The organism is Thermoactinomyces sp. CICC 10735, assembly GCF_016055175.1.
Classification (GTDB): Bacteria; Bacillota; Bacilli; order Thermoactinomycetales; family Thermoactinomycetaceae; genus Thermoactinomyces; species Thermoactinomyces vulgaris.
Map to the genome: position 1 here is coordinate 65,001 of NZ_JAECVT010000005.1, position 26,192 is coordinate 91,192.

At 47.8% G+C, this 26,192-nt stretch carries 26 protein-coding genes and 2 pseudogenes; 7 read left to right on the forward strand and 21 right to left on the reverse strand.

Translation table 11 applies throughout. The features are described from left to right. Positions 1-21 precede the first annotated feature (21 nt). The 5 genes from mcsB to I8U23_RS11985 form a co-directional block, all read right to left on the reverse strand. Positions 22-1,098: a protein-arginine kinase McsB gene (gene mcsB, locus I8U23_RS11965; RefSeq protein WP_037996974.1), complete on the reverse strand. Its 1,077-nt coding sequence runs from the start codon at positions 1,096-1,098 to the stop codon at positions 22-24. Between the two features lie 12 nt (positions 1,099-1,110). Beyond that, positions 1,111-1,629, reverse strand: a complete 519-nt coding sequence (gene mcsA, locus I8U23_RS11970; RefSeq protein WP_049720818.1) for a protein-arginine kinase activator protein McsA — start codon at positions 1,627-1,629, stop codon at positions 1,111-1,113. A gap of 6 nt (positions 1,630-1,635) precedes the next feature. Continuing rightward, entirely contained in the window at positions 1,636-2,106 is a 471-nt protein-coding gene (locus tag I8U23_RS11975) for a CtsR family transcriptional regulator (protein WP_037996967.1), read from the reverse strand. Between the two features lie 136 nt (positions 2,107-2,242). Then, on the reverse strand, positions 2,243-2,941 hold the full coding sequence (locus I8U23_RS11980; protein WP_037996966.1) for an MgtC/SapB family protein: 699 nt from the start codon (positions 2,939-2,941) through the stop codon (positions 2,243-2,245). Positions 2,942-3,064: 123 nt separating this feature from the next. Continuing rightward, entirely contained in the window at positions 3,065-3,736 is a 672-nt protein-coding gene (locus tag I8U23_RS11985; protein ID WP_049720816.1) for an HAD family hydrolase, read from the reverse strand. 131 nt (positions 3,737-3,867) lie between these two features. Here I8U23_RS11985 and I8U23_RS11990 point away from each other — a divergent pair, with 131 nt between their 5' ends. From I8U23_RS11990 to I8U23_RS12000, 3 genes are all read left to right on the forward strand, one after another. Continuing rightward, on the forward strand, positions 3,868-4,692 hold the full coding sequence (locus tag I8U23_RS11990; RefSeq protein WP_198051080.1) for a sensor histidine kinase: 825 nt from the start codon (positions 3,868-3,870) through the stop codon (positions 4,690-4,692). Beyond that, positions 4,689-5,366, forward strand: a complete 678-nt coding sequence (locus I8U23_RS11995; RefSeq protein ID WP_037996963.1) for a response regulator — start codon at positions 4,689-4,691, stop codon at positions 5,364-5,366. Before I8U23_RS11990 ends, I8U23_RS11995 begins: the two co-directional genes overlap by 4 nt. 67 nt (positions 5,367-5,433) lie before the next feature. Then, a complete protein-coding gene (locus I8U23_RS12000; RefSeq protein ID WP_037996961.1) occupies positions 5,434-6,153 on the forward strand; it encodes a FixH family protein in 720 nt (239 codons plus the stop codon). Between the two features lie 34 nt (positions 6,154-6,187). Here I8U23_RS12000 and I8U23_RS12005 read toward each other — a convergent pair whose 3' ends face one another. The 4 genes from I8U23_RS12005 to I8U23_RS12020 form a co-directional block, all read right to left on the reverse strand. After that, positions 6,188-7,264: a site-2 protease family protein gene (locus tag I8U23_RS12005; protein ID WP_037996957.1), complete on the reverse strand. Its 1,077-nt coding sequence runs from the start codon at positions 7,262-7,264 to the stop codon at positions 6,188-6,190. A gap of 229 nt (positions 7,265-7,493) precedes the next feature. Next, a complete protein-coding gene (locus I8U23_RS12010; protein ID WP_037996955.1) occupies positions 7,494-7,691 on the reverse strand; it encodes a hypothetical protein in 198 nt (65 codons plus the stop codon). Beyond that, a complete protein-coding gene (locus I8U23_RS12015) occupies positions 7,672-9,639 on the reverse strand; it encodes a tetratricopeptide repeat protein (protein WP_049720815.1) in 1,968 nt (655 codons plus the stop codon). Before I8U23_RS12015 ends, I8U23_RS12010 begins: the two co-directional genes overlap by 20 nt. After that, the gene (locus I8U23_RS12020; protein WP_049720814.1) at positions 9,636-10,403 is read right to left on the reverse strand and encodes a protein kinase family protein; all 768 of its coding nucleotides are present in this window, start codon (positions 10,401-10,403) and stop codon (positions 9,636-9,638) included. The genes I8U23_RS12015 and I8U23_RS12020 overlap by 4 nt, the downstream gene beginning before the upstream one ends. A gap of 204 nt (positions 10,404-10,607) precedes the next feature. Here I8U23_RS12020 and I8U23_RS13765 point away from each other — a divergent pair, with 204 nt between their 5' ends. From I8U23_RS13765 to I8U23_RS12030, 4 genes and pseudogenes are all read left to right on the forward strand, one after another. Beyond that, a complete protein-coding gene (locus I8U23_RS13765) occupies positions 10,608-10,991 on the forward strand; it encodes a hypothetical protein (protein ID WP_370526947.1) in 384 nt (127 codons plus the stop codon). Beyond that, positions 10,889-11,218, forward strand: a pseudogene (locus I8U23_RS13770) (MFS transporter); the annotation flags it as partial. The gene I8U23_RS13765 and the pseudogene I8U23_RS13770, both read left to right, overlap by 103 nt. A gap of 73 nt (positions 11,219-11,291) precedes the next feature. After that, positions 11,292-11,885, forward strand: a pseudogene (locus I8U23_RS13775) (MFS transporter); the annotation flags it as partial. A 73-nt stretch (positions 11,886-11,958) separates the two neighbouring features. Further along, on the forward strand, positions 11,959-12,456 hold the full coding sequence (locus I8U23_RS12030; protein ID WP_037996943.1) for a hypothetical protein: 498 nt from the start codon (positions 11,959-11,961) through the stop codon (positions 12,454-12,456). Positions 12,457-12,629: 173 nt separating this feature from the next. Here the strand turns inward: I8U23_RS12030 and I8U23_RS12035 are convergent, their stop codons facing one another. The 12 genes from I8U23_RS12035 to hpt form a co-directional block, all read right to left on the reverse strand. After that, positions 12,630-14,153, reverse strand: a complete 1,524-nt coding sequence (locus tag I8U23_RS12035) for an Hsp70 family protein (RefSeq protein WP_049720813.1) — start codon at positions 14,151-14,153, stop codon at positions 12,630-12,632. Between the two features lie 221 nt (positions 14,154-14,374). Continuing rightward, complete coding sequence (locus I8U23_RS12040) at positions 14,375-15,010, reverse strand: nucleotide exchange factor GrpE (protein ID WP_198051081.1); 636 nt, start codon at positions 15,008-15,010, stop codon at positions 14,375-14,377. A gap of 859 nt (positions 15,011-15,869) precedes the next feature. Next, positions 15,870-17,366: a lysine--tRNA ligase gene (gene lysS / locus I8U23_RS12045; protein WP_037997879.1), complete on the reverse strand. Its 1,497-nt coding sequence runs from the start codon at positions 17,364-17,366 to the stop codon at positions 15,870-15,872. A 25-nt stretch (positions 17,367-17,391) separates the two neighbouring features. Then, positions 17,392-18,408, reverse strand: coding sequence for a tRNA dihydrouridine synthase DusB (dusB, locus tag I8U23_RS12050; RefSeq protein WP_049720811.1), 1,017 nt, complete (start codon positions 18,406-18,408; stop codon positions 17,392-17,394). A gap of 23 nt (positions 18,409-18,431) precedes the next feature. Beyond that, on the reverse strand, positions 18,432-18,938 hold the full coding sequence (folK, locus tag I8U23_RS12055; protein WP_037997876.1) for a 2-amino-4-hydroxy-6-hydroxymethyldihydropteridine diphosphokinase: 507 nt from the start codon (positions 18,936-18,938) through the stop codon (positions 18,432-18,434). Beyond that, positions 18,935-19,294, reverse strand: coding sequence for a dihydroneopterin aldolase (gene folB, locus I8U23_RS12060; protein WP_037997867.1), 360 nt, complete (start codon positions 19,292-19,294; stop codon positions 18,935-18,937). Before folB ends, folK begins: the two co-directional genes overlap by 4 nt. Beyond that, positions 19,287-20,138 carry a dihydropteroate synthase gene (gene folP / locus I8U23_RS12065; protein WP_037997865.1) on the reverse strand — a complete coding sequence of 284 codons (852 nt, stop codon included), beginning with the start codon at positions 20,136-20,138 and terminating at the stop codon, positions 19,287-19,289. Before folP ends, folB begins: the two co-directional genes overlap by 8 nt. Positions 20,139-20,736: 598 nt before the next feature. Next, on the reverse strand, positions 20,737-21,669 hold the full coding sequence (gene cysK, locus I8U23_RS12070; RefSeq protein WP_049720809.1) for a cysteine synthase A: 933 nt from the start codon (positions 21,667-21,669) through the stop codon (positions 20,737-20,739). A gap of 73 nt (positions 21,670-21,742) precedes the next feature. Next, complete coding sequence (gene hslO, locus I8U23_RS12075; protein ID WP_037997861.1) at positions 21,743-22,615, reverse strand: Hsp33 family molecular chaperone HslO; 873 nt, start codon at positions 22,613-22,615, stop codon at positions 21,743-21,745. Positions 22,616-22,675: 60 nt separating this feature from the next. Next, on the reverse strand, positions 22,676-23,431 hold the full coding sequence (locus tag I8U23_RS12080) for a type III pantothenate kinase (RefSeq protein ID WP_062843359.1): 756 nt from the start codon (positions 23,429-23,431) through the stop codon (positions 22,676-22,678). Between the two features lie 137 nt (positions 23,432-23,568). Next, the gene (ftsH, locus tag I8U23_RS12085) at positions 23,569-25,572 is read right to left on the reverse strand and encodes an ATP-dependent zinc metalloprotease FtsH (protein WP_198051082.1); all 2,004 of its coding nucleotides are present in this window, start codon (positions 25,570-25,572) and stop codon (positions 23,569-23,571) included. A gap of 77 nt (positions 25,573-25,649) precedes the next feature. Beyond that, positions 25,650-26,189: a hypoxanthine phosphoribosyltransferase gene (hpt, locus tag I8U23_RS12090; RefSeq protein WP_037998020.1), complete on the reverse strand. Its 540-nt coding sequence runs from the start codon at positions 26,187-26,189 to the stop codon at positions 25,650-25,652. Between the last annotated feature and the right edge of the window lie 3 nt (positions 26,190-26,192).

The following is a 26,192-nucleotide window of genomic DNA, read 5'->3' on the forward strand; positions in this document are numbered from 1 at the left end:
CCTCACTTATGCATGGATTTGTCAGGACTTATGTTCCATGGCCAAACGTTCACGAATCAACCGGGCTCTGCGAATGTCCCTTTGTTCGGCATTCAGCCGTTCCCCGGCATACTGTTGCAAAAATCCGGGTTGAATCATCACCATCAATTCATTCATGACACTGGCCGAAACGCCACGGATAAATCCCAAATCAATTCCCAACCGGACATCAGAGAGAAGGCTCATCGCTTCTTTGGAATCAATGATGCGGCAATGGGCCAAAGTCCCGTATGAACGATGGACACGGTCTTCCAGCTGAATCAAAGAAACCTCTTGGAGCCGTCCGCGGGCTGTATGTTCATGTTCAATCATTTGCCGGACAACTCCTTGCAGGTTTTCCAAAATCTCATTCTCATCCAATCCCAGCGTAACCTGATTGGAAACCTGATACAATTGGCCCAAAGCTTCACTGCCCTCTCCGTATATTCCGCGAACCGCAAGCCCGACTTGCGTTATCGCCGGCAACAACCGGTTTAACTGCTGGGTCATGGCCAAAGCCGGCAAGTGAAGCATCACCGAAGCCCGGATTCCCGTCCCGACATTAGTCGGGCAACTGGTCAAATAACCGCACTTTTCATCAAAAGCAAAATTCAAGTGGCTTTCCAACCAATCATCAATCTCATTGGCCAGTTCCCAGGCTTGCTTCATTTGCAATCCGGGGAACAACACCTGAATGCGGATGTGATCTTCTTCATTGATCATGATGCTGACAGATTGGGCTTTATTCAACAAAACGGCGCCATGCCGTGATTCTTCCGCCAACATCGGACTGATCAAATGCTTCTCGACCAACACGCTTTTTTCCAAATCAGACAGGTCCTTCATGCGGATCAATTCAGCACCTGCCAGGAAGGAGTACTTCGACTGATCTTGTTTCAATGCCTGCTCGACTTTGCGAATCACTTCTTCCGCCTGGGATGCGGTGCTCAGCATGGGAAACGGAAATCCGTCCAAATTCCTTGCGACCCTGATCCGGCTGGAGAATACCACATCTGACAGAGGACCTTTCACCCGCATCCATTCACTGATGGCATGGTTCATGAAATGTTCGAGTGACATGGTGTTTCCTCCCTACTTCTTGAGTCGATCCTGCAATTCTCGGATTTGGTCACGCAAACGGGCCGCTTCTTCAAACTCTTCAGCCTGAACTTTTTGCGCCAATTGTTCACGCAGCTGTTCCAATTTTCTCTGCAGTTTTAATTCACCTTTGGCACGGGACGGGATTTTCCCGTTATGCGATGTATGGCCGTGAATCCTTCTCAACAAAGGTTCCAAACGATCCTGGAACGTTTGATAACAATCACCGCATCCAAAGCGGCCGACCTTGCTGAATTGATTATAAGTCAACCCGCATGTGGGACAGCGGAGCAAATTCGTTTCATATCCTGCATGTCCGCCGGAAGAAGAGGAATCAAAATTCAACAGCCCGGACAAAAGTTGATGGAAAGAAAACCCATTGTCAAACCCGGGCATGTGTTCTCCTTTTTCCTGTGCGCAAACTTCACATAAATGAAACTCGGACTTTTCGCCGTTGACAATCTTGGTGTAGTGAATCGTTGCCGGCCGTTTACCACACTCGGGACAGAGCATCGGCCGTCACTCTCCTTTGCTGGTTAATAATGTGGTAAGTAAAACTTTCATCATCCTTGACCGCACCGGATCCCGAAGCGGAATCGGCAACTGCAAGGTTTCACGGGAAATCAAACGCTTCATGAGCAAAGCTTCCCGCTTTGTCATCAAATCTTCTTCCATCAATCTGGAAATTACATGTTCCGCCGTCATCTGGGTGACGGCATCCCCGATATATGACAACATTTCATCAAAAATTTCATGACGATTCTTATAACGTACTTTCTGGATGCGGATAAATCCTCCTCCCCCTCTTTTGCTTTCCACGATATACCCTTTCTCCACCGTGAATCGGGTACTGATCACATAATTGATCTGAGAAGGGACGCATTGGAAAATATCCGCCAATTCACTGCGTTTGATCTCAATCACGCCGTCTTCGCTTTCATTGATTATTTTTTTTAAATAGCGTTCAATTATGTCCGAAATACTACTCATTCGGACAACCTCCTGCTGACCTTGACTAACTTTGACCTTCTGATATTCATTATAAGAAAAAAGCTTCCATTTGCCAAGTCCCCTGCATTTATTTTCAGTATTGACCAATTTTTACCTTGACATGTACCGTTTGTTTTTAATCCACGCGAACTGATTTTACACCGTCAAGCTGACGGACTTCCTCCACCAATTGGGGAATGGGGACTTTTTCGTGGATGCGGATGGTAAAAGTGATCTCCAACAGACGGCCCTCATCCTCTTCTTCCTGTTCCTCCATGTGCACCCGCCTTATTTTTCCGCCAAACCGCCCGATCAGCGATGCCAGCTCGCCCAGTTTGCCCGGTTCATCCTCGGCAATGATGTGAAGCAGACAAAGACGTTTCTTTTTGATCCACATGCTTTCCAACCGGTTTAAAAGCTCCAGGCTCACCAAAACCAAAATGGTGGTCAGGACGGCCCCGAAGATAAAACCGGTTCCGACCGCCAGCCCGATGCCTGAGACCACCCACAAAGAAGCCGCCGTCGTCAACCCTGTCACCGATGCACGGTGGCGCATGATCGTTCCCGCTCCCAAAAAACCGATTCCGCTCACCACCTGTGCACTTAACCGGGAAGGATCAAACCGGACATTCTGCTCCGCCATATAATCCGTAAAACCATAGATGGAAATCAGCATAATCAAAGCCGAGCCCACACTGACCAAAATATGTGTGCGAAAGCCTGCAGGATGGTTATGCCGTTCACGTTCCCAACCGACCAACCCTCCCAAAAGTGCCGCCATAAACAAACGAACCGCCACTTCCAGGTAAGAAACCATCCATACACTTTCTCCCATTTTTCACCCTCTTTTCTTTCGTGATAACTCCCGGTACAAAAAGAGATTTCCTTCCTTTTGACTTCATTGTTCCCCGACTTGAAAATCAAAAGGTTGGAAACCTCATCCATCACCTTCACCTGTTCACTTTTTTGTTGCTTCGACCACTTGCTTCAGTTCCGGAAAAGAATGAATGATTGCATCAGCTTCGTCCAGTTCATTTTCTTGACCAAAACAGGGATATCCGGTATAGCGGCATCCAACCGAAAACAGTTGATTCTCCTTGCCGGCTTTGATGTCTGAACTGCGATCTCCGACCATCAAACCGTCCGTCACCCCGTAATCATTTTTTAAAATGCGGACAAGATCCGATTTATCAGCCGTTTGATACTCTCCTGCTGTATAAATTCCCTTAAACAGAGAAATTAATCCTTTTGTTTCCAAAGCCGTGCGCACGTAATCACCGGCCCCGTTGCTGGCCACAAACAAGGGCCATCCGTCTTCATAAAACTGCATCAAGGTTTCCCTGACCCCGGGAAAAATCTCCCCTTTTCCCTGGCGGAACAATTCTAGCTCTTTTTGCAGCATGAACCGATCCGCTTTTTCTTTGAGGGCACTGTCTGCCCCCGGCAACAAAACCTCCCACAATTCCTGATGCGTCATTCCGAAAACGGATTGAATTTTTTCCTCATCGGGGATGTCTCCTTGAAACTTGCCCGTCGTCTGTAAATGGCGAAAAGTTTCCTGAAATGCGGGAACGGCCACTTTTTCGGTTTGAAATAATGTTCCATCCAAGTCAAAGATGATTGCTTTCATGATTCCCCTTCTTTCCAGTGATGTTCTTTTCATTTTACAAGATCGCAAAAAGGATGTTCGACAGTTTGTTCATTTTTTTTCGTTTATTTTCGTGTAAAGTAAATTTTGAAATGGCTTTTGGAGTGATCCCGTTGACTTATAAACAAATCAAATGGCTCATTTTGACAATCCCCACGATCGCGGTGGGGATCTGGGAATATATCCGTCATGAATACCTGTTGCCTTATATCTCCATGGAATTGGGCAACTGGCTCACCCCTCTGATCGTTTTGGGGGTCACATTAACCCTCTTGGTGCATTTATTTGTGATTTATGAAGAAATCCAAGAAGCTCTAAAAAAAGAGCGGGAAGAAAATGCCGTTTTACAGGAACGGGAGCGAATCGCCCGCGAATTGCATGACGGCATGGCACAAACGTTGTTTTTGTGTTCGGTGGAACTGGAATCCCTGCGGGAAAAACACCCCGATCCTTCATTAAACCGGGTTCATCAACACTTGCAACAATTGCACGATGATGTCCGTCAAGCGATCGCCAGTTTAAAAAATCCGGAACACCCCGCTCCTTTTCTTTTAAAGGACAAATTGATGCATTTGTTCCGCGAATTTGAAATCGATACCGGGGTCCGCATTTCAGCCCGTTTCGAAATGGAAACCGGATCCCTTCTCACCAAAGAAAAAGTGGAACTGTATGCCTGTATACAGGAAGCCTTGACCAACGTCCGAAAACATGCCCGGGCCACTTGGGTCCAAGTCTCTTTCGAACCGTTCTGCCAAGGATGGCGATGCACGGTGGAAGACAACGGAATCGGGTTTGAAGGCGATGTGTTTTCCTACCCGGACCGATACGGGATGCGCATCATGCAAGAACGGGTAAAAAGCATCGGCGCCGGACTTCAATTAACACGACAGGACGGAAAAACCATTCTGACCATCCAAAAAGGGAGGGAAAACGAGTGAATCCCCTTTATCGCATTGTCATTGGAGATGATCATGAACACGCGCGCCAAGCCATGCGTTTGATTATCAAAAGAGATTCCCGGTTTCAAATCGTGGGCGAAGCAGCCGACGGAAAGGAAGTGATCGAACTCGCCGAATCCGCCCGTCCCGATCTTATCTTAATGGATATCAACATGCCAAAGATCAACGGCCTGACCGCCACCCGCATCATCAAAGAACAGTTCCCGTCCGTAAAAATTGTCATCGTCACGGTTTCCGATGATGCTTCCGATCTGTTTGACGCTTTAAAACAGGGGGCTCAGGGGTATCTGCTGAAAAACCTGAAGCCTTCCTTGTGGCTGGAATATTTACAAGCCGTTGCCGCAGACGAAACCCCCATGCCCAAAGAAATTGCCCGCCGGATTTTGCATGAATTCCATACCACCCCCGTTCCTTCCAAACAATCCAATCTGACCCAACGGGAACAAGAAATTTTAACATGGGTGGCCCAGGGTTACAGCAATAAAGAAATCGCACGCCAGTGCCTGATATCGGAATACACCGTCAAAAACCATCTGAAAAATATTATGCAGAAACTCCACTTGAATAATCGAGTTCAATTGACCCGTTATGCCTATGAACAAGGATGGATGGAAGGGAACGACCGGGGAGAGAATAGCTCCAAAGAGGGATAGTCATTCCTGCCGCTTTTGCTACAATGAGCATGATACAGACCGGAAGTTACGGAAGGAGTCCGCCATCATGAAGCGTAATTTATTCTTTTTTCATTTGGTTCTCTTTATCCTGGTTGCCGCCGGATGCGGACAGTTAAAACCCGAAACCAAGGAACAGCAAAACCTGCAAACACCGGCCCAGCTGAATATCACTTTCCAATCATCCCCGGACCATCCCGAAAAGAATCAGCCGGTTGAGTTAAGTTCCGTGATTACGGCCGAAAACAAACCGTTTCCGGATGCCAATGTCGAATTTGAAGTCTGGAAACAAGGGAAAGAACATCAAACGTTCAAAGCAACCCATCAGGCCGACGGAACATATACCGCAGTACAGAAATTCCCTGAGGACGGGGAGTATCACGTGGTGGTCCATGTCACCGCCCCCGGCATCCACCAGATGACCAGTGGTTCGTTTACCGTCGGATCCGTCCAAAATGACTCCCACGCGCACCATGATTCCGGGGTGCAAATGCATCTGACGGTCCCGGACAACATTCAGGCCGGGCAAGCCATTGAAGCATCGGCACACATTCAACTGAATCAAAAAGCTTTAAGTGGTGCCGATGTCCGGTTGGAGGTCTGGAAACAAGGCAACGAACAACATAAGTTTGTCGAGGCCTCCGAAAAGAAACCCGGTGAGTACACCGCCTCCTTGTCCTTTCCGGAAAAAGGAACATATCATTTGAAATTGCATGTGGAAAAAGAAAAGATTCACGATCACCAGGAAAAAACCGTTACCGTGCAGTAAAAAAAGGAGCCCGGATCCGGAGCTCCTTTTTTGGTCACGTCAATCCCATTTGGCCGATTTGATACATCATAAAGCCGATAAATACGGCCAGCCCCACGTAGACGGTGCCGTAAATCCACCGCAACTTCGGAGGCACGCTGTAATACTTCTCATCCTGTTTAATACCTCCCACACGAAGAGGCGTATAAGTCCCTTTTAACTTCATTTTCACTTCCGGATCTTCCGGAGAAGGGGGAATCGTCTGTACCAACGTCATCTCATGGATTTGTCCCATCATTTCAAACTGGAGGATCGTCCCAAGCCCGGGATAACCCACTTCCGCCATTTCTCTCTGGTCTTGGATGAAACAATATTGGCGAAACGGCAAAGAACGTTGGTGATATTCACCCGGGATCCACAACCCGGCTTCATCAAAACGCTCCTTTTTCACCCTGGCTTCAATCACAAACTCTCTTTTTTTCGGCTTCTTCTTCCGGTATGCCCCCCATAAATCAATCAAAAACATAATGTAAATAATCAACAGCAAAATACTTTTCAAATATATGATCAAAAAAAGCCCCACAATCAAACCGACCACCCACAGCCAACGGGTAATCGCCACGACAATCCTTCCGCCATCCAAAGGATGAATGGGGATCAGGTTAAACAAATTTAAAAACAAGCCGATATAGGCGATGGCGATCAAAAGATCCTGATCAAGCCAAACTCCCAAACCGTAGGAAACAACCGCCCCCAACGTGCCCAAAAGAGGACCGCCCAAAGCGACAAAGGCTTCCGTCGCCGCATCGCTCGGCTGCTTCTTCATGGTGATCAACGCACCCACAAACGGAATAAAGGCCGGTGCCGACACAGGCAATCCCTTGATCTTTGCCGCCCAAACATGTCCCATTTCATGGATGAAAATCATCAAAACCAAACCGATGGCAAATTGATAAGGAAAAAGCAGCGCATATCCTCCGACGGAAATCGCCATGGTGATCAATGTGCCGCCAAACTTTCCAAATTTCAACAAGGGCAAGATCGATTTCAACTTGGTTCCGATGCTGACCAAAAAAAGTCCGAGCCAACCCAAATTTCTTCGATTTTTCTGATTGGACTGTTCCTGCTCCACTCACAGAGCCTCCTTAACCCGTCTTTTACTATATCTTTCACCGGTTAAATCCGGTCTCATTCCCATATCTTTAAGCATATAAAACAATTCCCCTTACAATATACCATGAAACCCGTTCATCAAACAGCCTCGACATTGACAGCATTGTATACAATTTTGCCGCAATTCCCCTGACAGCCCATGAAAAAGGCTGTTGACCTACCGGGGTTGTCAACAGCCTTTTTGGGTGTCACCTTTTTTCAACCTGAATATCCAAAGGCAGAGGATCTTTCTCGATTTTATCCAATTGCATTTCCAATTTCGGGGTCCGGACGATGATCGGAACGCCGGCTTTTTCATCATCCCCTCCAACCGCCCAAACGACCGCGCTGATCACAGCGACCACCAGGATGAACGGAATCAAGAGTTTACTTATTGGCTTCTTCATCTTCCGGTTTTGCCTCCTTATTTTGTGGTGTGGCCTGCATTTGTTGGGCTTTTTTAATCGCATCCTGATACAAAGACTGGTTCGGATCCAACTGGTATGCGCGTTCAAAAGCTTTCAGCGCTCCTTCTTTGTCTCCCAGCCCCATGCAGGTGATTCCCAGTTGATAGTGGTAGAGAGGATTTTTCGGATCATATTTGGCGGCTTTTTCCGCTGTCTGATTGGCGGAGATGAAATATCCGTACAAATAGTAAGCCATGGAACGGTAATATTGCGCTCTCGGATATTTGGATTCTTCATCCACTGCATCATTGAAAGCCCGGAAAGCAGATTTGGAGTAGCTGGCAAGTTCTTTTTTCTTCTCTTCGGCGTTCATGTTTTTGTCTTGATAAACTTGTTCCCATTTTTTCAAATAAAGGACACCCAGCGTCACATAATATTCTTCTTTTTTGCTGCTGGCCAATTTGGCCGCTTTTTTGGCTTGTTCGATCGCTTCATCAATCTTTCCCTGTTTGAAAAGATAAACCGCCAGGTCATGTTGGTAACGTGCATTTTTCTTTTTCAAATAGGTGGCAAACTTCAGGGATTGGACTGCTTGATCATAATCCCCCATGGCCCCGTAAATTTTCCCTTGATGGTAATAAACTTCTGCTTCTTCACTGGTCAGGGAAACCGCCTGATCCGATGCTTCCTTGGCCAGTTCATAATCCTTCAGATAATAAGCGTACACCGACAAGGCATCTTGTAACTCATAATCTTTCGGGAATTTATCCGTTGCCGCTTTTAAAATCTGCAATCCGGTTTGATAATCTTCTTTCAATCCGTATAAGTTCGCCAAATGCAAGAAATACTCTTTTTGTTCCAAATCGGCGCTTAACGCCTTGCGCCCCAGGAGAATGGCCTGATCCAATTGCTTTTGGTCATAAGCTTGTGTCGATTGGCGGAAGTAATTGAACGCTTCTTGCGGATTTTCTTCCACGGTCGGATCAATCACCCCGGCCAACGTTTCCCGGGTGTTGTCGGCAAACATTTGGATCACCACAAAAGCCAACACAACGGCCGCTGCCACCAACCCGAACCGCTTCCATCCTTTCCGGCTTTTGGCCGGTTCTTTTTTCTCTTTCTTGGCGCTTTTCGCCTTCTCTTTTTTATCGGATGCAGCCGGCTTTTTCATTTTCCCTTTCTCTTCCGCCGGTTTCTCCTCCTGATCATCCGCAACCGGTTTTTCATCCAAGGCTTTTGGTTTTTTCTCTTCATATTGATAGGCCCATTTCCAGAAATCATGGATGCGCGGACGCTTAATGGCGTCATTGGATAATGACCGCAACAGCAGCCCTTCCAATTGCAATGGCAAATCCGAACGGGAGGAACGAATGGAATCGATCTGCGTGGTTTTGTCGTCAATCCGCTCTTTGGTCAGCATAAAATAAAGTAACTGACCCAATTTCTTCACATCTTCGGTCTCTTGGCGGTAGTGACTGAACAAACGGTTGGGGCCCCCGTACAAAAAGCGGAGATGGCCGTCCGATTGCAACACCATGTTTTGCGGGTCGACCAGGGCAAATTGCTCATCGTCATAACATTGTAACAGATGGCTGGTGATGTTTTTCAACAAGTTGGCCACTTCCGCCATGGGAAGAGGAGCGGAACGCATCAAATAAACCCCCAGCAAGTCCCCCTCCATACGCTCAAACACCTGATACAGGATCCCGTCTTCGATGAACACATCCTGGACCGGGAAAAACACTTCGCTGTTTCGCTTTTTTAACTCTTCCAACTCGTGCTCTTCCGGCTGGTTTTTCAGCTTTACGGCATGAATAAACCGGGTGGTGCCTTCTTCTGCCTCTTTTTTTACGGACGTAAAATACAAAACCCCTTCCACAAAAGGGAATACACTTAAAACTTCATAACTTCCCCGAATTCGTTCACCTTTCTGTTTAAACTCACTCATTTTTCTCCTCCAACCTTTTTTTCTAAACGTTCTGCCATCCAATCCAAGAAGTCGGCAATCTCTTCGATATGAGGTCGTTTATGGATATCAAAAGAGATCGATCGCTGCACAAATTCATCCAGTTCAGCCGGGCAGTCTCGACGGTATTGAGAAACAGAGGGAATTGTGAGTCCTTGTGCCATGGGATTCTTTCCAGTCAACATCTGATATAACAATGCGCCAACGGTGTACGTATCATAAATCCGGTCCGCGCTGGTGTTTCCCGAAACAGATCCTGCAAATCCTTTGGGCAATTCTCCTTTATTTCCCCCATATAAAAACCGCAAAGACCGGCCTGATGTCAGCACCATATTTTGCGGATGGACAAGTGTGAACTGGCCTATTTCATAAAGCCGGAGCAAATGCTGTATGACTTTGCGGCCTAAATTTACGGTTTCTTTCAAAGACAATGGTGCATGCGTTCCCAGATAATGTGCCAGAAGCGTTCCTTCCAGGCGCCGGAAAACCTGGAAAAGCAACCCTTTTGTTTCATCGGAAAAAACCTCACGGATTGGGAAAAACACATGTTCATCCCGATGAAGAAGTGACTTCGGATCAAAATCAGCATTCACCAATTGAAGGTCAAGGGCATGAACAAACCGGGTATGTACCTCATCCTGACCACAATGATATTCCGTATAGTATAATGTGCCAATCACAAATGGAAAACCTTTTAATACACGGTATCTTTCTTTAATCCATTCACCCTCTTGCACTTTCCTCAATCATTCATTCCCTCCTTCCCTCTGATCCGTTCTGCTTGCCCATCTGCCTTGCACTCGAATTATTTTCTACGCTTCATTCTATCATGATTATGAAAAAGAGAGTAGAACCTTGACGGATGGATTGCCTGATCCGTCCAAACGTTCAAATTTCTTTCACCGAAAAAATTTTCCTGTGTTGAAATGAATGAAAAAAAGGAGAAATGCATGAACAAGCAAGCCGTTTTTGGTTGGGTGATGTATGACTGGGCCAACTCAGCTTATGCCACGATCATTATGACCACCGTGATGCCGATTTTTTATTCGGAAGTGGCCGGAAAACACCTGGCTCCCTCCGCTTCCACCGCCTATTGGGGATACACGCAGTCCATTTCTCTCATCCTGGTGGTGCTCATCACTCCGGTTCTCGGAGCCATTGCGGACAGCATGCACAATAAAAAAGTTTCCTTGCCTTTTTTACGGGTCTTGGCATCTCATCCACCCTGTGCATGTTCACGATCAATGAAGGGGAATGGTTGTGGGCATCGGTTACGGTGGTTATGGGAACCGTTGCTTTTTCCGGAGCCAACATCTTTTATGACGCCTTTTTAAACGACATTGCCCCGGAACACGAACGGGACCGCATTTCTTCCCGCGGATATCAATTGGGCTATCTTGGCGGAGGCATCTTGCTCGCATTGAATTTATTTCTGATCCAATTTCACAATATTTTTTCTTTTACAAGAACCTTCGCCACACAGGTCACCTTTTTAACCGTGGCCGTCTGGTGGTGGGTTTTCTCCATTCCGATGTTTCGCCATGTTCAAGAAAAAAAGCGTTCTTCCCCTCCCGCTTCCGTCTTCCGCTTGACACGAAAAGGCATCCGTTCCGTCACCGGCAACCTTCAAAAGTACAAGGAAATACCCGGAACTCTTGAAATTTCTGATCGCTTTTTGGTTTTACAGCGACGGGATCAACACCATCATCAAAATGGCAACCATTTATGGTGTGGAAATTGGCATTCATCAGACCGATCTCATCATCGCTTTGCTCTTGACACAATTCGTCGGGATTCCCTGCACGTTCCTCTTCGGGAAACTGGCCGTCCGCCGGGGTTCCAAACCCACATTGTTCTTCACCTTGGTTGTTTACCTCGTCATTGTCATCTTCGGTTATTTTATGCAAACGGCTCTGCACTTTTATATCTTGGCGGTCATGGTCGGATGGGTGCAGGGAGGAAGCCAGACGTTGAGCCGGGCCATATTCAGCCGGCTGATTCCCCGGGGGCGGCAGGCGGAATTTTTCAGTTTGTACAGTTTGTCCGGCAAATTTGCCTCCATTTTCGGACCGGCCGTGTTTGGTCTGGCCGGGCAATGGATGGGATCGGGCCGGGCGGGCATTGCCTCGTTAGTCCTTTTCTTCATCATCGGAATTGTATTGCTTTTCACCGTCAATGAAGAAAAAGGCCGGGCCGAATCTGCATTGGATCCCTCCTTCACCGAATAACAACATTTATCCCATTGACGAAGTAATTTTATTTTAATAGCATAGGACTTAGTCTTAAAGGAGGTTGGGTTCGATGAGGATTGTCCCATTCCTTTTGGCTTCTGCCTTATCTTTGAGCCTGTTAACCGGTTGTGAATCTTCTGCCGGTGCAGATCCGGTTCCGGAAGATCACATCGATCTTTCAGAGGCACAACCCGCACAGGAAACCTACGAAGAAATTCCTTTTACGTTGATCAATTGGAAAGAAGGCGAACCCGAAAGACAACCGCATGGAGGCGTATGGGTATATACGAAGGAAAAGCACCCCGCCATGTTTCAGGATACCCTTGATTGGAATAACAAAGACATGCTGTTGGTTCAAATCAAAGACGAATCATACATGGGAAAAGGGCTGAAAATCAAGGCCCTGCAAAAAATCCAGCCCAAGGTGACCCGCATTCTGGTTGAATTTGATGAGGAGGGCGGAAGAGCCGGAAAAGCACCCCGGCGTTATGCGGAAATTCCCAAAGGCTCCATCGGCCCGCAAAACCAATTCGTCATTCAGACCGCCGATGGAAAAACGATTCAATAACGAGACTGAAAATCCATTCCCTGGCATCCGCCCCCACGGAATGGATTTTTTCATGCCCTTTCCCATAAAAAAAAGCTTGGTTTCCCAAGCTTCATCTTTTCATGAAAGATAAAATAAGTGCTCTTGTCAATCCCATTCTCTGTCTGTTTATTATGTACAAAGATGCCAACCGATTAACCGATCGCCAGCTTTTTCATCCGCTCTTGTTTTTCCAACACTTCTTCTTCCGTCAGGTTGGACTTCCGCTCGATATTCAATTCCCCCAGCAATTTCCCCGCTGTGGAGTCAATCACCGAGATATGGATGATTCCATCACTGTCATACTCAAAAATAACCTCGAGGGGAGCGCCTTTGGGATATTCCGGCAAGTCGATCATGCCTTCCCCCACGATTTTTACATAATCCAGATCCATGTCTTCCCCTTCCGTCACTTGCAAATGCAATTGGGACTGTTGATCAACGGTGGTTTCATAATGGCCGCTTACTTTGCTGGGGATCACGGTATCTTTTTTGAGTACGATGGAGTTGAATTCTTGCCCGGATTCATCCAGCGCCACAACCCCCATGCTGTGAGAATTGACATCCTGCACTTCAACCACCGGGAAGGACTGGCTGAGTGAGAGGTCGGCATTTCCTTCCTTAATCTGCAGGATCGCACCTTGGATGGCAGCTCCCAAAGCCACCACTTCATCCGGATTGACATCCAATGACGGCTTGATTCCCGTGACACGCTCGATCATGGCAGGAACTTGTTTCATCCGGGTCGAGCCGCCGACCAAAAGGACTTTGTCAATGTCTTTCCATTCAATGTTTGCGTCTTCCAAAACGAATTCCATGATTTTTTGGGTCCGGTTCAGGAGAGGAGCGGTTAATTCATCAAAAATCTCTCTTGTCAGGGTGATGGATGCGTTGATTCCATTGGCAGACAGGAATACATTGGTGCGGTCACGGACAGAAAGGGTTTTCTTGGCGATTTCCGCTTTATCACGCAAGTCCTGTTCCAGCATGGGGTCTTCCAACAGATCGATGCCCCCTTGCTTTTGGAACTCTTCATTCAGGTAGTTCATCACCACATTGTCCCAGTCAAAGCCGCCAAGGTTTTTGGCACCCCCGGTGGACAACACCCTCAATCCGCTTGGAGACAAGTGCATAATGGTCACGTCAAAGGTTCCGCCACCCAAATCATAAACCAGAATGTTTTGCTCCATATGCATCTTGTCCAATCCGTATGCCAGTGCCGCTGCGGTGGGTTCGTTAATGATGCGAAGAACATTGAGACCTGCAATTCTTCCCGCGTCTTGTGTCGCTTTCCGTTGTGCATCGTCAAAGTAAGCGGGGACGGTGATGACGGCATCTTCCACTTTTTCCCCCAGCAGGGTTTCCGCGTCTTCTTTCAGGCGCCGGAGAATCATGGCCGAAATTTCTTCGGGGGTAAAGTCTTCGTTTTGTTCCGTGGTGAATTTCCATGCCTTGTCGCCAATCTGCCTTTTCACAAATTGGACAACATTAAAAGGACTTGCAACTGCAGAACGTTTCGCAATACTGCCCACAACCACATCCGAACCATCAAAGAGAACGACAGAAGGAGTAATCCGTTCCCCTTCCCGGTTCACCATAATTTCCGGTTTCCCGTATTTATTTACAACAGAGATCGCCGAATAGGTTGTTCCCAGGTCGATCCCAACGACTCTTCCCATCTTTTTTCACTCCTTCGATCACTTATAACCCATGGGTTACGGGAAAGCTCCCATATACTACCCTCTTTCACGCAAAATGGCAAAATCTATGTAGTGTAAAAAACGGTTGACAAAAAAATGCGTCTTTCACCCCGGTCCCCAAATGCTCATGAAAAGGGTTCAATGATGAAAGATTAGCCAACATCATGGCTAATCCTCGTTTGTTGTCATATTCCGTTCAATCAGGGATTATATTTTTTTATCACCACTTCTTCAGGTCTGAGAACCACGTCTCCATATCTAAAGCCATGGCGGATCATATGGACAACCATATTATCTTCTGCAGGGTTATTGGTGGGAATCACTTCAACCACTTGTTGAATTTTGGGATCAAATTTGTTGGACGGGGCAACAATCAATTCAACGCCGCGACGGTACAAAATTTCCAGCACTTCATGGCTCAAGGTTTGCAGAATGTCAATTAATTCGGGATTTTGTCCTCCGACATCCAGCTGATCGTTATAAATGTTGTTCATCCGGTCAATCAGCAGAATCAAATCAATATAAAGCGGACGGAGTTGTTGAAGTTCCTGGTCCTGCTTCAACTCTTCCATCTCTTTATAAAGGCGGTCAAACGCCATTTCTTTCGTTTTGTCATAACTGAGCCGGTTGGTAACCACATTCAACAGCGATGTGAAATTTTGTTGCAATGCACTGAGCATGTTCAAAACTTGTTGTTGGGAACGAGATTCGCTTTTGGTTTCTTTGATCGGACTCGGAGTCACGTTTTCTTTTTTTGTTAATCCAAAACGCGCTTCAGGAAATGAAAGCTGGTTACCCTGTTCTAAGAATCTATGGTTCTCTTTCCTGGAACCCATAGCTTAACCTCCCTGGTGTACACTATTTTCATATTCTGTGATATATATCAAGGCCAACTATCCATCATTCTCTGTATATTGAATGATTTGCCTCTTTTTGTAAACTGAACGGAACAGTACTGCTCCTACCATTTTACTAATAACCTCATTCATGTCGCAAGTGGATGAATTCAAAAAGAATATCAAATATCTACATCAAAAAATGTTTTTCTCGCCGGACCAACGAAAATGAAGTAAATCATGCGGTAATGCCGGGAAATATTGCAAAACTTGATAGATTCCATGATATCATGATGCAACCTAGGGCAATTATAGACGTTTTGAAGTTTTTATACAAGGCGATTTTTATAAACTATTCCAAGATATTCCCGTTTCCTTTCATTTCTGAAGTTTTTTGGTCCGGCAAAACGCCATGGCTGAACTTCCCCATACAACTTCGAAATTGTCCCTGAAAACTCCTTCTTCAAAGAAAAATGCCCGTTCAGGGCATCCGGGTGATAACAAGATTGGTCTTTTTTTTGTCAGTTTGTTGAAGACATTCGGTATAACACATCCGGCAATAATACTTGCCATTGAATTGAAAAAATTGAATGTATAAGGACTTTGCGCCGCATTTGGCACAGGTGCATTTATCCATGTGCTCCCAACCTCCCTTTTCCTAGCTGTCAGGGTTGTCTATATCTTTCAACACCCAGGCAAAATTTACCTTTTTATTCCTGATATTTATTGATATTTTCTTTATTTGGAAGATCGGGGCTGTTTTTTCACAAGTTATCCACAATTCGCACAGGCGTTTGTGTATATTGTGGATAACTTGTGAAAAAAGCTTCTGATTCATAACGAATCAGAAGCTTTTCCATCAGTCTTCCTGCTGGTTTTCGCGCATATGCGGGAACAAGAGAACGTCGCGGATCGACGGGCTGTCTGTCAACAGCATCACCAAACGGTCCACACCGATTCCCAGACCGCCGGTGGGCGGCATTCCGTATTCCAGTGCTTCCAGGAAATCTTCATCCATCGGGTGCGCTTCGTCGTTACCGGCTTCTTTTTCTCTCAGTTGTGCTTCAAAACGCTCCCGTTGATCCATCGGGTCGTTCAATTCGGAGAAAGCATTCGCATGTTCCCGTCCCACGATAAACAGCTCAAACCGGTCCGTAAACCGGGGATCTTCTTCATTTTTCTTCGCAAGCGGGGAAATTTCCACCGGATGTCCGTAAACGAACGTCGGTTGAATCAATTGGTCTTCCACTTTTTGTTCAAAGAACTCATTGACAATGTGACCAAAGGTCATAAACTCTGTAATTTCCACGCCATGTTCTTTCGCAAGCCGGCGGGCTTCTTCATCGGTCATCTGCCGGGTAAAATCCACCCCGGTCGTTTCCCGGATCAATTCGGTCATCGATTTGCGTGCCCAGCCGGGGGAAAGATCCACTTCATGCCCTTGGTAATGGATTTTCGTGGTGCCCAAGACTTCTTGCGCCACATGGGCGATCAAATCCTCCGTGAGATCCATGATGTCATGAAAATCCGCATAAGCGGCATACAATTCCATCATGGTGAACTCCGGATTATGGCGGGTGGAAATCCCTTCATTGCGGTACACCCGGCCGATTTCATAAACTTTTTCAAATCCGCCCACAACCAGGCGCTTCAAATGAAGCTCAAGGGCAATCCGCATATACAGCTTCATATCGAGTGCATTGTGGTGGGTGATGAACGGACGTGCCGCCCCGCCGCCGGCGATCACATTCATAGTCGGGGTTTCCACTTCCAAAAACCCTTGTTGATCCAGATACCGGCGCATCGCGGCAATGATCCGGCTCCGGGTGACAAACGTTTCTTTGACTTCCGGGTTCATGATGAGATCCAGATACCGTTTCCGATACCGGAGCTCCACATCTTTCAGTCCATGATATTTTTCCGGAAGGGGCCGGAGCGATTTGCTCAGGAAATCCACCTGATCGGCTTTGACACTGACTTCCCCGCGGTTGGTTTTAAAAACAACGCCTTTGATCCCCAGAAAATCCCCGAGATCGGCTGTCCGGAAAATCTCATATTGCTCTTCCCCCACCCGGTCCAGCCGGACATAGATCTGAATCCGGCCGCTCATATCCTGGAGATGGGCAAAGGAAGCCTTTCCTTGTTTCCGTTTGGCCACAAGACGACCCGCAATCGATACGGAAATGTTTTTTTCTTGCAATTCTTCTTTGGACATCGATTCGTACTGATCCAAAATCTGCTTTGCATGATGGGTACGCTCAAACTTGTGGCCGAAAGGATTGACACCTTTCTCCCTCAACGCAGAAACTTTTTCACGCCTGATTTGAAACAGATCGCTTTGTTCTTCATGACTCATCGTTTCGCACTCCTTCGTTCATCCGTTACGCAGTTTCTTGATTGACGGCTTCTTGTTTTTCGCGCTGACGCTTTTCGTATTCCTCCGCAAACGAAAGCAGGAGATTTGCCATTCCATCCCTGGTTTCTTGTTGATTCACTTTTTCTTTCACCTTGCTGGCACCAGGCAGTCCTTTGAGATACCACGCCGCATGTTTTCGCATTTCGCGGACGGCAATGTCTTCCCCACGCAGTTTGACAAGCCGGTCCATATGCAAAATGGCAATCTCCATCTTTTCCCTCACTTCCGGTTCCGGAAGCAGTTCGCCGGTCTGAAGATAATGGACCGTCCGGTACAACATCCACGGATTCCCCAATGCGCCGCGACCGATCATGACCCCGTCACAACCGGTTGTATCAAGCATCCGCTTCGCATCTTCCGGTGTAAAGACATCGCCGTTTCCGATGACAGGAATCCCCACGGCCTCTTTTACTTTTTTAATCCAACTCCAGTCCGCTTGCCCGCGGTACATCTGCTTCCGCGTGCGACCGTGTACGGAAACCGCTTTTCCTCCAGCGCGTTCGACCGCTTTGGCGTTTTCAACCACATAAATATGATCTTCATCCCAACCAATGCGCATCTTGACGGTCACCGGTTTGTCCACGGCTTCCACTACGGCAGACACCATCTCTTCAATCTTGTCCGGATCAAGGAGCCAGCGGGCGCCCGCATCGCATTTGACCACTTTCGGAACCGGGCATCCCATGTTGATATCGATAATATCCGCATTGGTTTGTTGGTCGACAACTTTGGCCGCTTCCACCAGCGTTTCTTTGTCTCCGCCGAAAATTTGCAAACTGAGCGGTTTTTCCCGTTCATCCACATAAAGCATCTCCCGGGTCCTTTTATTTCCGTGCAAAATGGCTTTGTCGCTCACCATTTCCGCACACACCAATCCCACGCCAAACTCTTTGGCAATGAGGCGGAAAGCCGGATTGCAGACCCCTGCCATCGGAGCCAACACGACACGGTTTTTTAACGCAATGTCACCAATTTTCAGCATCGAAATACCTCCTTTCCCCATGGTTAAACCGGAATCATTTCCAATTTGTACACTTTTTGTTCACCGGGAATCTCCTTCATCCACTGGGAAATTGTTTTATGCGTCCCCGGGATTTCGATATCCCCGGCAATTTCAAACAAGGGGACCAAAACAAATGCCCGCTCGGTCATGCGCGGATGGGGCACCACCAGATCTTCCTGCCGGATCACGCGATCTTCATAAAGGAGCAGATCCAGATCCATGGTGCGCGGTCCCCAGCGGATCTTTCGCACCCGGTGTAACTTTTGTTCGATCCGCAAAAAAGCTTCCAACAATTGCCCGGGAGACAAAATCGTCTGGATTTCCGCCGCCATGTTGTAAAACGGCGGTTGATCGAGATACCCGACCGGAGCGGTTTCATAAATCGAAGAGGTTTGCCGCACGTGGATTCCTCTGGTGTTGTTCAACAGATGAATCGCCTGTTTCAACTGTTCCCGCCGATCTCCCTGATTGGTTCCCAGTCCCAGATAGGCCGTCACTTTTCGGCTCATGGCCTTGTCCTTACCACTTCAACCCCGACCGACTCATAGTGTCCCTGAATCGGCGGATTGGGTTTGGTGACGCGGACCCGTACTTCTTCAATCGGGAAATCAGCCAACAAACGTCCGGCAATTCGCTCTGCCAAGGTTTCAATCAATTTCACCCGGGTTCCGGTCATGATGTTTTCCACTTTCTGATATACCGCTCCATAATCAACGGTTTTCTGCAAATCATCCGTTGTGCCGGCAGGCCTTAAATCCAATTTCATTTCCAGATCGACATAAAAACGCTGCCCCAGCCGGTTTTCTTCGGCATAAGCCCCATGATACCCGTAAAAGCTCAGCCGTTTCATAAAGATTTTATCCACGGGCCTCCGCCTCCTTTGGCAGAACCCCGTAAAGCATCGCATCCATCATCCGGCAAACCCTGGTCATCTCTTTGACATCGTGGACCCGTACGATCCGGCATCCTTGGGAAATTCCGAATGCCACCGTTGCCGCCGTGCCTTCCACCCTTTCATGAGCCGGCAGGTTCAATGTCTTGCCAATCATGGATTTCCGGGACGTTCCCAGCAACACGGGATACCCCAACGCGGTAATGCGATCCAGGTGGCGCATCACGGTTAAATTTTGTTCAAGGTTTTTGGCAAAGCCGATCCCGGGATCCAAAATGATATTTTCATCTTTGACTCCGGCTTGTTTCGCATTTTGTACCATCGCCATCAGATCCTGAATCACATCGTCCATCAGCGAATCATAATCAGGTTGTTGCCGGTTATGCATCAAAATGACCGGCACATCCAACTCCGCCGCAACCTTGGCCATGTCCGGATCTTTGAGCGTTCCCCATACATCATTGATGATATGCGCCCCGGCCTGGATGCATTGCCGGGCCACCTCTGCCTTATACGTATCCACGGAAATGGGGCAGTCCAACTCGCGATGCAACACCTCAATCACCGGGAGCAAGCGGGACAATTCCTTTTCCGGCGGTACATACTCCGCCCCGGGGCGTGTGGATTCTCCGCCGATGTCTATGATATCCGCGCCATCACGCACCAGTTGTTTGGCATGTTCGATAGCCCGGTCCACCGTATTGTATTTTCCGCCGTCTGAAAAAGAGTCCGGGGTCACATTCAAAATGCCCATCACCAGCGTGCGGCGGTCATAAGACAACGTATACGGACCGGCTTGAATCGTTGAATGGTTCATGGCTCCAGCTCCTCTCTGATGAATACAAGCGCTTGATGCTGCATCGATGACAAAAAAAGATGGCCGACCGATTCCTTCTGTCAGTGAGCCATCTCATATCTATCTTTCTTCTTCCGCAGAAGGAAATGGATTTGTTTTCTGAATCCGGTTCTTCAAAATGGTTTTTCATCTCTGCTTTCACAGGGATTCCGGATGGGACCGGGTCTCTTTCCGTCGGATTCCGCTCCAATCAGACTGGAAAGCAGCCTGCGCCATGATGACGGAAAAGAGGAATTCCGGCGCCCGACGTTCATGCAATCCCCGCAAGGGAACCTTTCAACACCGCTCCCGCTTCTTCTTCAAACGCTTTCGGATCCGACGCCGGTGATTACGCTTGCTTTTCTATTTCATCGATGTCCATGGCATCGCTTTTGCTCATCCCGCAAACCAATTTCATGATGATCCAATCCCTTCCCGGCTTTTCCCGACAGGCTCAACTCTTCTAATCACATCATTTTACCACATAAAACCGGGATCTTCATCACAATTTTCCCCGAAAGCAAAAGAAGCTATCCTTTCCGATCAAGGACAGCTTCCAACAGATGTATTTGGTTTACGCTTATGCTTCATCTTCGAAATTGAAAAGAGGCGTGGACAAATAACGTTCTCCGTTACTTGGAACAACAGCGACAACTTTTTTGCCTTCTCCCAACCGGCGGGCGATTTTCACCGCGGAAGCAATGGCCGCACCGGAGGAGATTCCCACGAGAATCCCTTCTTCACGAGCTGCACGACGCGCCCATTCAAAAGCTTCCTCGTTATCCACTTGCAAGACTTCATCGTAAATATCCGTATCGAGAATCTTGGGTACAAATCCGGCACCGATACCCTGAATTTTGTGAGGCCCTGGTTTTCCTCCGGACAAAACGGGGGAATTGGAAGGCTCAACAGCAACCACGTGAACATGAGGATATTTTTCTTTCAAGACCCTGCCGACACCGGTAATCGTTCCGCCGGTCCCGATTCCCGCAACAAAGGCATCCAATTCACCGCCTGTTTGTTCAACGATTTCTCTGGCGGTGTTTTCAAAGTGTGCTTTCACGTTATCCGGGTTTTCAAATTGTTGGGGAACGAAATAATCGGGATGTTGTTCATGGATTTCTTTGGCTTTTTGAATGGCCCCTTTCATTCCTTCCGCACCGGGAGTCAGCACCAGTTCGGCTCCATAGGCCCGCAGAAGATTTCTGCGTTCCACGCTCATCGTGTCAGGCATGACCAACACGGCGCGGTAACCTTTGGCTGCTGCCACCATCGCCAGTCCGATTCCGGTGTTTCCGCTGGTCGGCTCCAAAATCGTGGAACCGGGTTTCAGCTCCCCGCGTTTTTCAGCTTCTTCAATCATGCTGAGGGCAATCCGGTCTTTGACACTGCCACCCGGGTTAAAAAATTCCAGTTTCAAATAAACATCGGCATCCGTCTTTCCAACAATCCGGTTTAATTTCACAAGCGGTGTTTCGCCAATCAACTCAAGAATATTATTTCCAACCCGCATGTAGGAAGCCTCCTTATTCCGAGTAAACTCATAGGTTTTGTATTTATCATCATACTAATCCCGATCCGATTTGTCAATCAATTTCTTCTATTATAATCCTTTCTAATTCCTCATCCGTAAACAAGTATCTTTCATTGCAAAAATGGCAAACGACCTCGGCACGGCCCAATTCGTCCCGGATGGATTCTATTTCCTCCTTGCCAAGCGCCCGCAACATTGCCTTTGAACGTTCCCTGGAACAATTGCATTGAAATTGAACCGGCGATTTCCCCAGGATTTCCAAATCGTCCCCCATTAAAAAGCGCAGCATTTCTTCCGGCGTTTCCCCGTTTTTCAACCGGTCTGAGATCGACGAAAGCCGGGAAATCCGTTGCTCCAGGTTTTGAATCACTTCTTCCCCGGCCCCCGGCAAAAGCTGGATCATATACCCGCCGGACGCCAAAATTTCGTTCCCTTTGACCAATACCCCCAATCCCACGGATGATGGAGTTTGTTCAGAGGCCGTAAAATAATAAGTAAAGTCTTCCGCCAATTCCCCTGAGATAATCGGCGAAGCGCCTCGATACGGTTCCTTCATGCCCAAGTCTTTGATGATGTGAATCATTCCTTTTCCCACAGCGGAAGCCACATCCAGCTTGTTACCTTTGGATTTGCCTTCCACTTGCGGTTGGTCGACACATCCGCGCACATGGCCTTGCCCGTCGGCATCCACCATGATCCGCCCGATGGGTCCGTCACCTTCCACCCGGATCAATACTTTGTGGTTCTTCTCTTTTAAAGTCACGCCCATCATCGCACCCATGGTCGCCGTTCTGCCCAATGCCGCGCTGACCACCGGAAAAGTGCGGTGACGTTGTTGCAGTTCCTGTACCAGATTCGTCGTCCGTGCCGCAAACCCGCGCACGGCCCCGTCTGCAGAGATCGCTCGAATAACATAATCTTCCATCAGTGATTTCCTCCTTAAAAAAAGGACTCCTTCGCAAGAAGCCCTCTGTTTCCCATTCTGTTACTTTGCATTCAGCTCATGGATCAACTTTAATCCTTCCAAGGTTAACAGCGGATCCACCTTGTCAATCGTCTTGGTATCCTTGCAAATCAATGAGGCATACCCGCCGGTGGCCACCACCGTGGGACGTTGGCGCATCATCTTTTTCATGCGGGTGACAATTTCATCCACAAGCCCGACATAACCATAGTATATGCCAGCCTGCATGGATTGAACCGGATTTTTGCCAACCACCGAATCCGGTTTGTCAATTTCCACCCTTGTCAACTTGGCGGCCCGTTGATACAGCGCCTCCATGGATATACTGATACCGGGCGCAATGGCTCCTCCGACGTAATTTCCCTCTTCATCAATAAAACAGAAGGTGGTTGCCGTCCCAAAATCGACAATCACCAACGGCGCCCCGTATTTCTCAATGCCGGCCACCGCATTGGCAATCCGGTCGGCCCCGACCTCGCGTGGATTGTCATACTTGATATTCAATCCGGTACGAATGCCCGGTCCCAAGATTAATGGGGTCAAACCAAGATACTTTTCAGCCATCCGCCGCAAGACAATCGTCAGCGGAGGGACAACGGAAGAAAGGATGGCAGCCCCCACATCTTTGATGGACAGGTTGGTATAGGAAAGCAAATCGGCCAATTGCATGCCGTATTCATCTTCGGTCGCGTGGCGGTTTGTTTGCAAACGCCAATGATGCAACAATTTTTCCTTGCGGTAAATGCCCAAAACGATATTGGTGTTTCCAACATCCATGACCAGCAATAAATCCTTGTTCAAGTTATTCACCTGCTTTAGTGATGTAATCCATTTTACTTATAGAATACCATCCTCCCGGATTGTTTTACATCCATTAATTCACAAGAAAAAAGAGGCGGAAACGCCTCTTTTTTCTACACCGATTGGTCTGAATCCGAATCTTTATCCACCGGATCGTTATTGACAAACGGATTATCCTTTGCAGGGCTTTCTGTCCAGTTTGCATCAACCGCCCCGGAATTATCCTGTTTTGTGGACTCTTTATTGGTTTCTTCTTCCTCTTTGGATTGGATGTTGACTTTCACGGAATCGTCATCATCCAACTTCCCGTTTTCAAGCAATTGTTTGATTTGCCGCTCATCCAACGTTTCTTTCTCCAGCAAGGTTTGCGCCAACAGTTCCAATTTGTCGCGATGTTCCATGATCAGGTTTTTCGCCCGGTTGTAGCAGGAACGGATCAAATCTTGCATCTCCGTATCGATCTCATAGGCGATTTTATCGCTGTAGTTGGATTCGTGTCCCAGGTCACGCCCCAAGAACACCTGTCCTTGCGAACGCCCGAAGGTCATGGTGGCCAACCGGTCGCTCATTCCGTATTCCGTAATCATGGAACGGACAATGGAGGTTGCTTTCTCAAAGTCATTGCTGGCCCCGGTGCTGATTTCACCAAACACAATCTCTTCGGCGACACGGCCTCCGAGCAACCCGGTCACCCGATCCAGCAATTCGTTTTTGGTGGCCAAATAACGATCTTCCTTCGGCAACATCATGGCATATCCGCCGGCTTGCCCGCGGGGGACGATTGTCACCTTGTGAACCACATCGGCATGCTGCAGGTAATATCCGCACAACACGTGTCCGGATTCATGATAAGCAACAATTTTTCTTTCTTTTTTGCTGAAGACGCGGCTTTTCTTCTGAGGACCTGCAATCACGCGGTCCACCGCTTCATCAATTTCTTCCATCGTGATTTTCTTCTTCCGGTGCCGTGCCGCAAGCAGAGCCGCTTCATTCAACAAGTTCTCCAGATCGGCTCCGGAAAAGCCCGTGGTACGCTGGGCAATGACTTCCAATTTGACGTCTTCTGCCAGGGGTTTGTTACGGGCATGCACTTTCAAAACGGCTTCCCGGCCTTTCACATCAGGACGGTTCACCAGAATCTGGCGGTCAAAACGGCCCGGGCGCAACAATGCCGGGTCGAGGATATCCGGACGGTTGGTTGCCGCCATGATGATGATTCCGGAATTGACATCAAATCCGTCCATTTCCACAAGCAATTGGTTCAATGTTTGTTCGCGCTCGTCGTGACCGCCGCCGAGCCCGGCCCCGCGTTGACGGCCCACTGCGTCGATTTCGTCGATGAAAATGATACAAGGCGCATTTTTCTTCGCCTGTTCAAACAAATCACGAACACGGGATGCCCCCACCCCGACAAACATTTCCACAAAGTCCGAACCGCTGATGGAAAAGAACGGAACTTTCGCTTCTCCGGCCACCGCCCTGGCCAACAAAGTTTTCCCTGTTCCCGGCGGTCCGACCAAAAGAACCCCTTTCGGAATCCGTGCCCCCATTTGGGCGTAACGCCGGTTGTCTTTCAGGAAGTCAACAATTTCGACCAACTCGGCTTTTTCCTCGTCTGCGCCTGCCACGTCATCAAAAGTTACACGCCTTTTCTCTTCATTGTATAACTTGGCTTTGCTTTTGCCGAAATTCATCACACGGCTTCCGCCGCCTTGCGCCTGGTTTAACAAGAAAAAGAAAAGGAAAAGAATGACGACAAAAGGAATGATGTACGTAAACAAGGTGATCCAAATCGAGTCACCTTTCGGTTTTTCATAAGTCACCTTGACATTTGCATTTTGTAAATCCTGAAGCACCGTTGAACCGTAGTTCGCGGGTCCCCGGGTTACAAAAGACTTGTTCGGCTGGTCCTTGAACTTACCTTCAATATGGTAAGTACCCCCATCCAACTGTACCTTGATGTCAGTGAGCTTATTCGCCGTCAGCTGTTGCCTGTATTCATTGTAAGCCAGCTGCTGCGTGTCTGTTGCCGGATTGGCAAACATATTGATAACCGCAATGGTTACAAGGATGAGGATAATATATAATACTCCATTTCTGAGGAAGTAGTTTTTCATCCCTGGCCTCCTCTCAGTCCACTTGTATCATTTTAGCATAGCAGGCAAACGGTTCTCAACAAAACAAAACGTCACGGCTAATCCGTATAAACTTCCTTTTTGAGGATTCCTATGTATGGGAGATTCCGATATTTCTCCGCATAATCAAGGCCATAACCGACAACAAATGCATCCGGAATCGTATATCCGCAGTAATCAGGGCTCAGATCCACTTTACGGCGTTCCGGTTTGTCCAGCATGGTGATGATTTTAACCGATGCCGCATTCCGGGCTTTCAGCATTTCCACCAGATAACTGAGCGTCAAACCGGAATCAATTATGTCTTCGACAATCAGGACATGACGTCCTTCGACGGATGTCTCTAAATCTTTAATAATTCTCACAACCCCTGAGGATTTGGTGGAATTCCCGTAGCTGGAAACATCCATAAAGTCCATCTCAATCGGGATGTCAATCTCCCTGATCAAATCGGCCATAAAAGGAACGGCCCCTTTTAACACACAAACGCACAGCGGGTTCAACCCTTTGTACTCACGGGAAATGATTTTCCCCAACTCCTCTACTTTTTCCCGGATTTGCTCTTTGGTAAACAACACTTCCGCAATGTCTTCATGCACGGT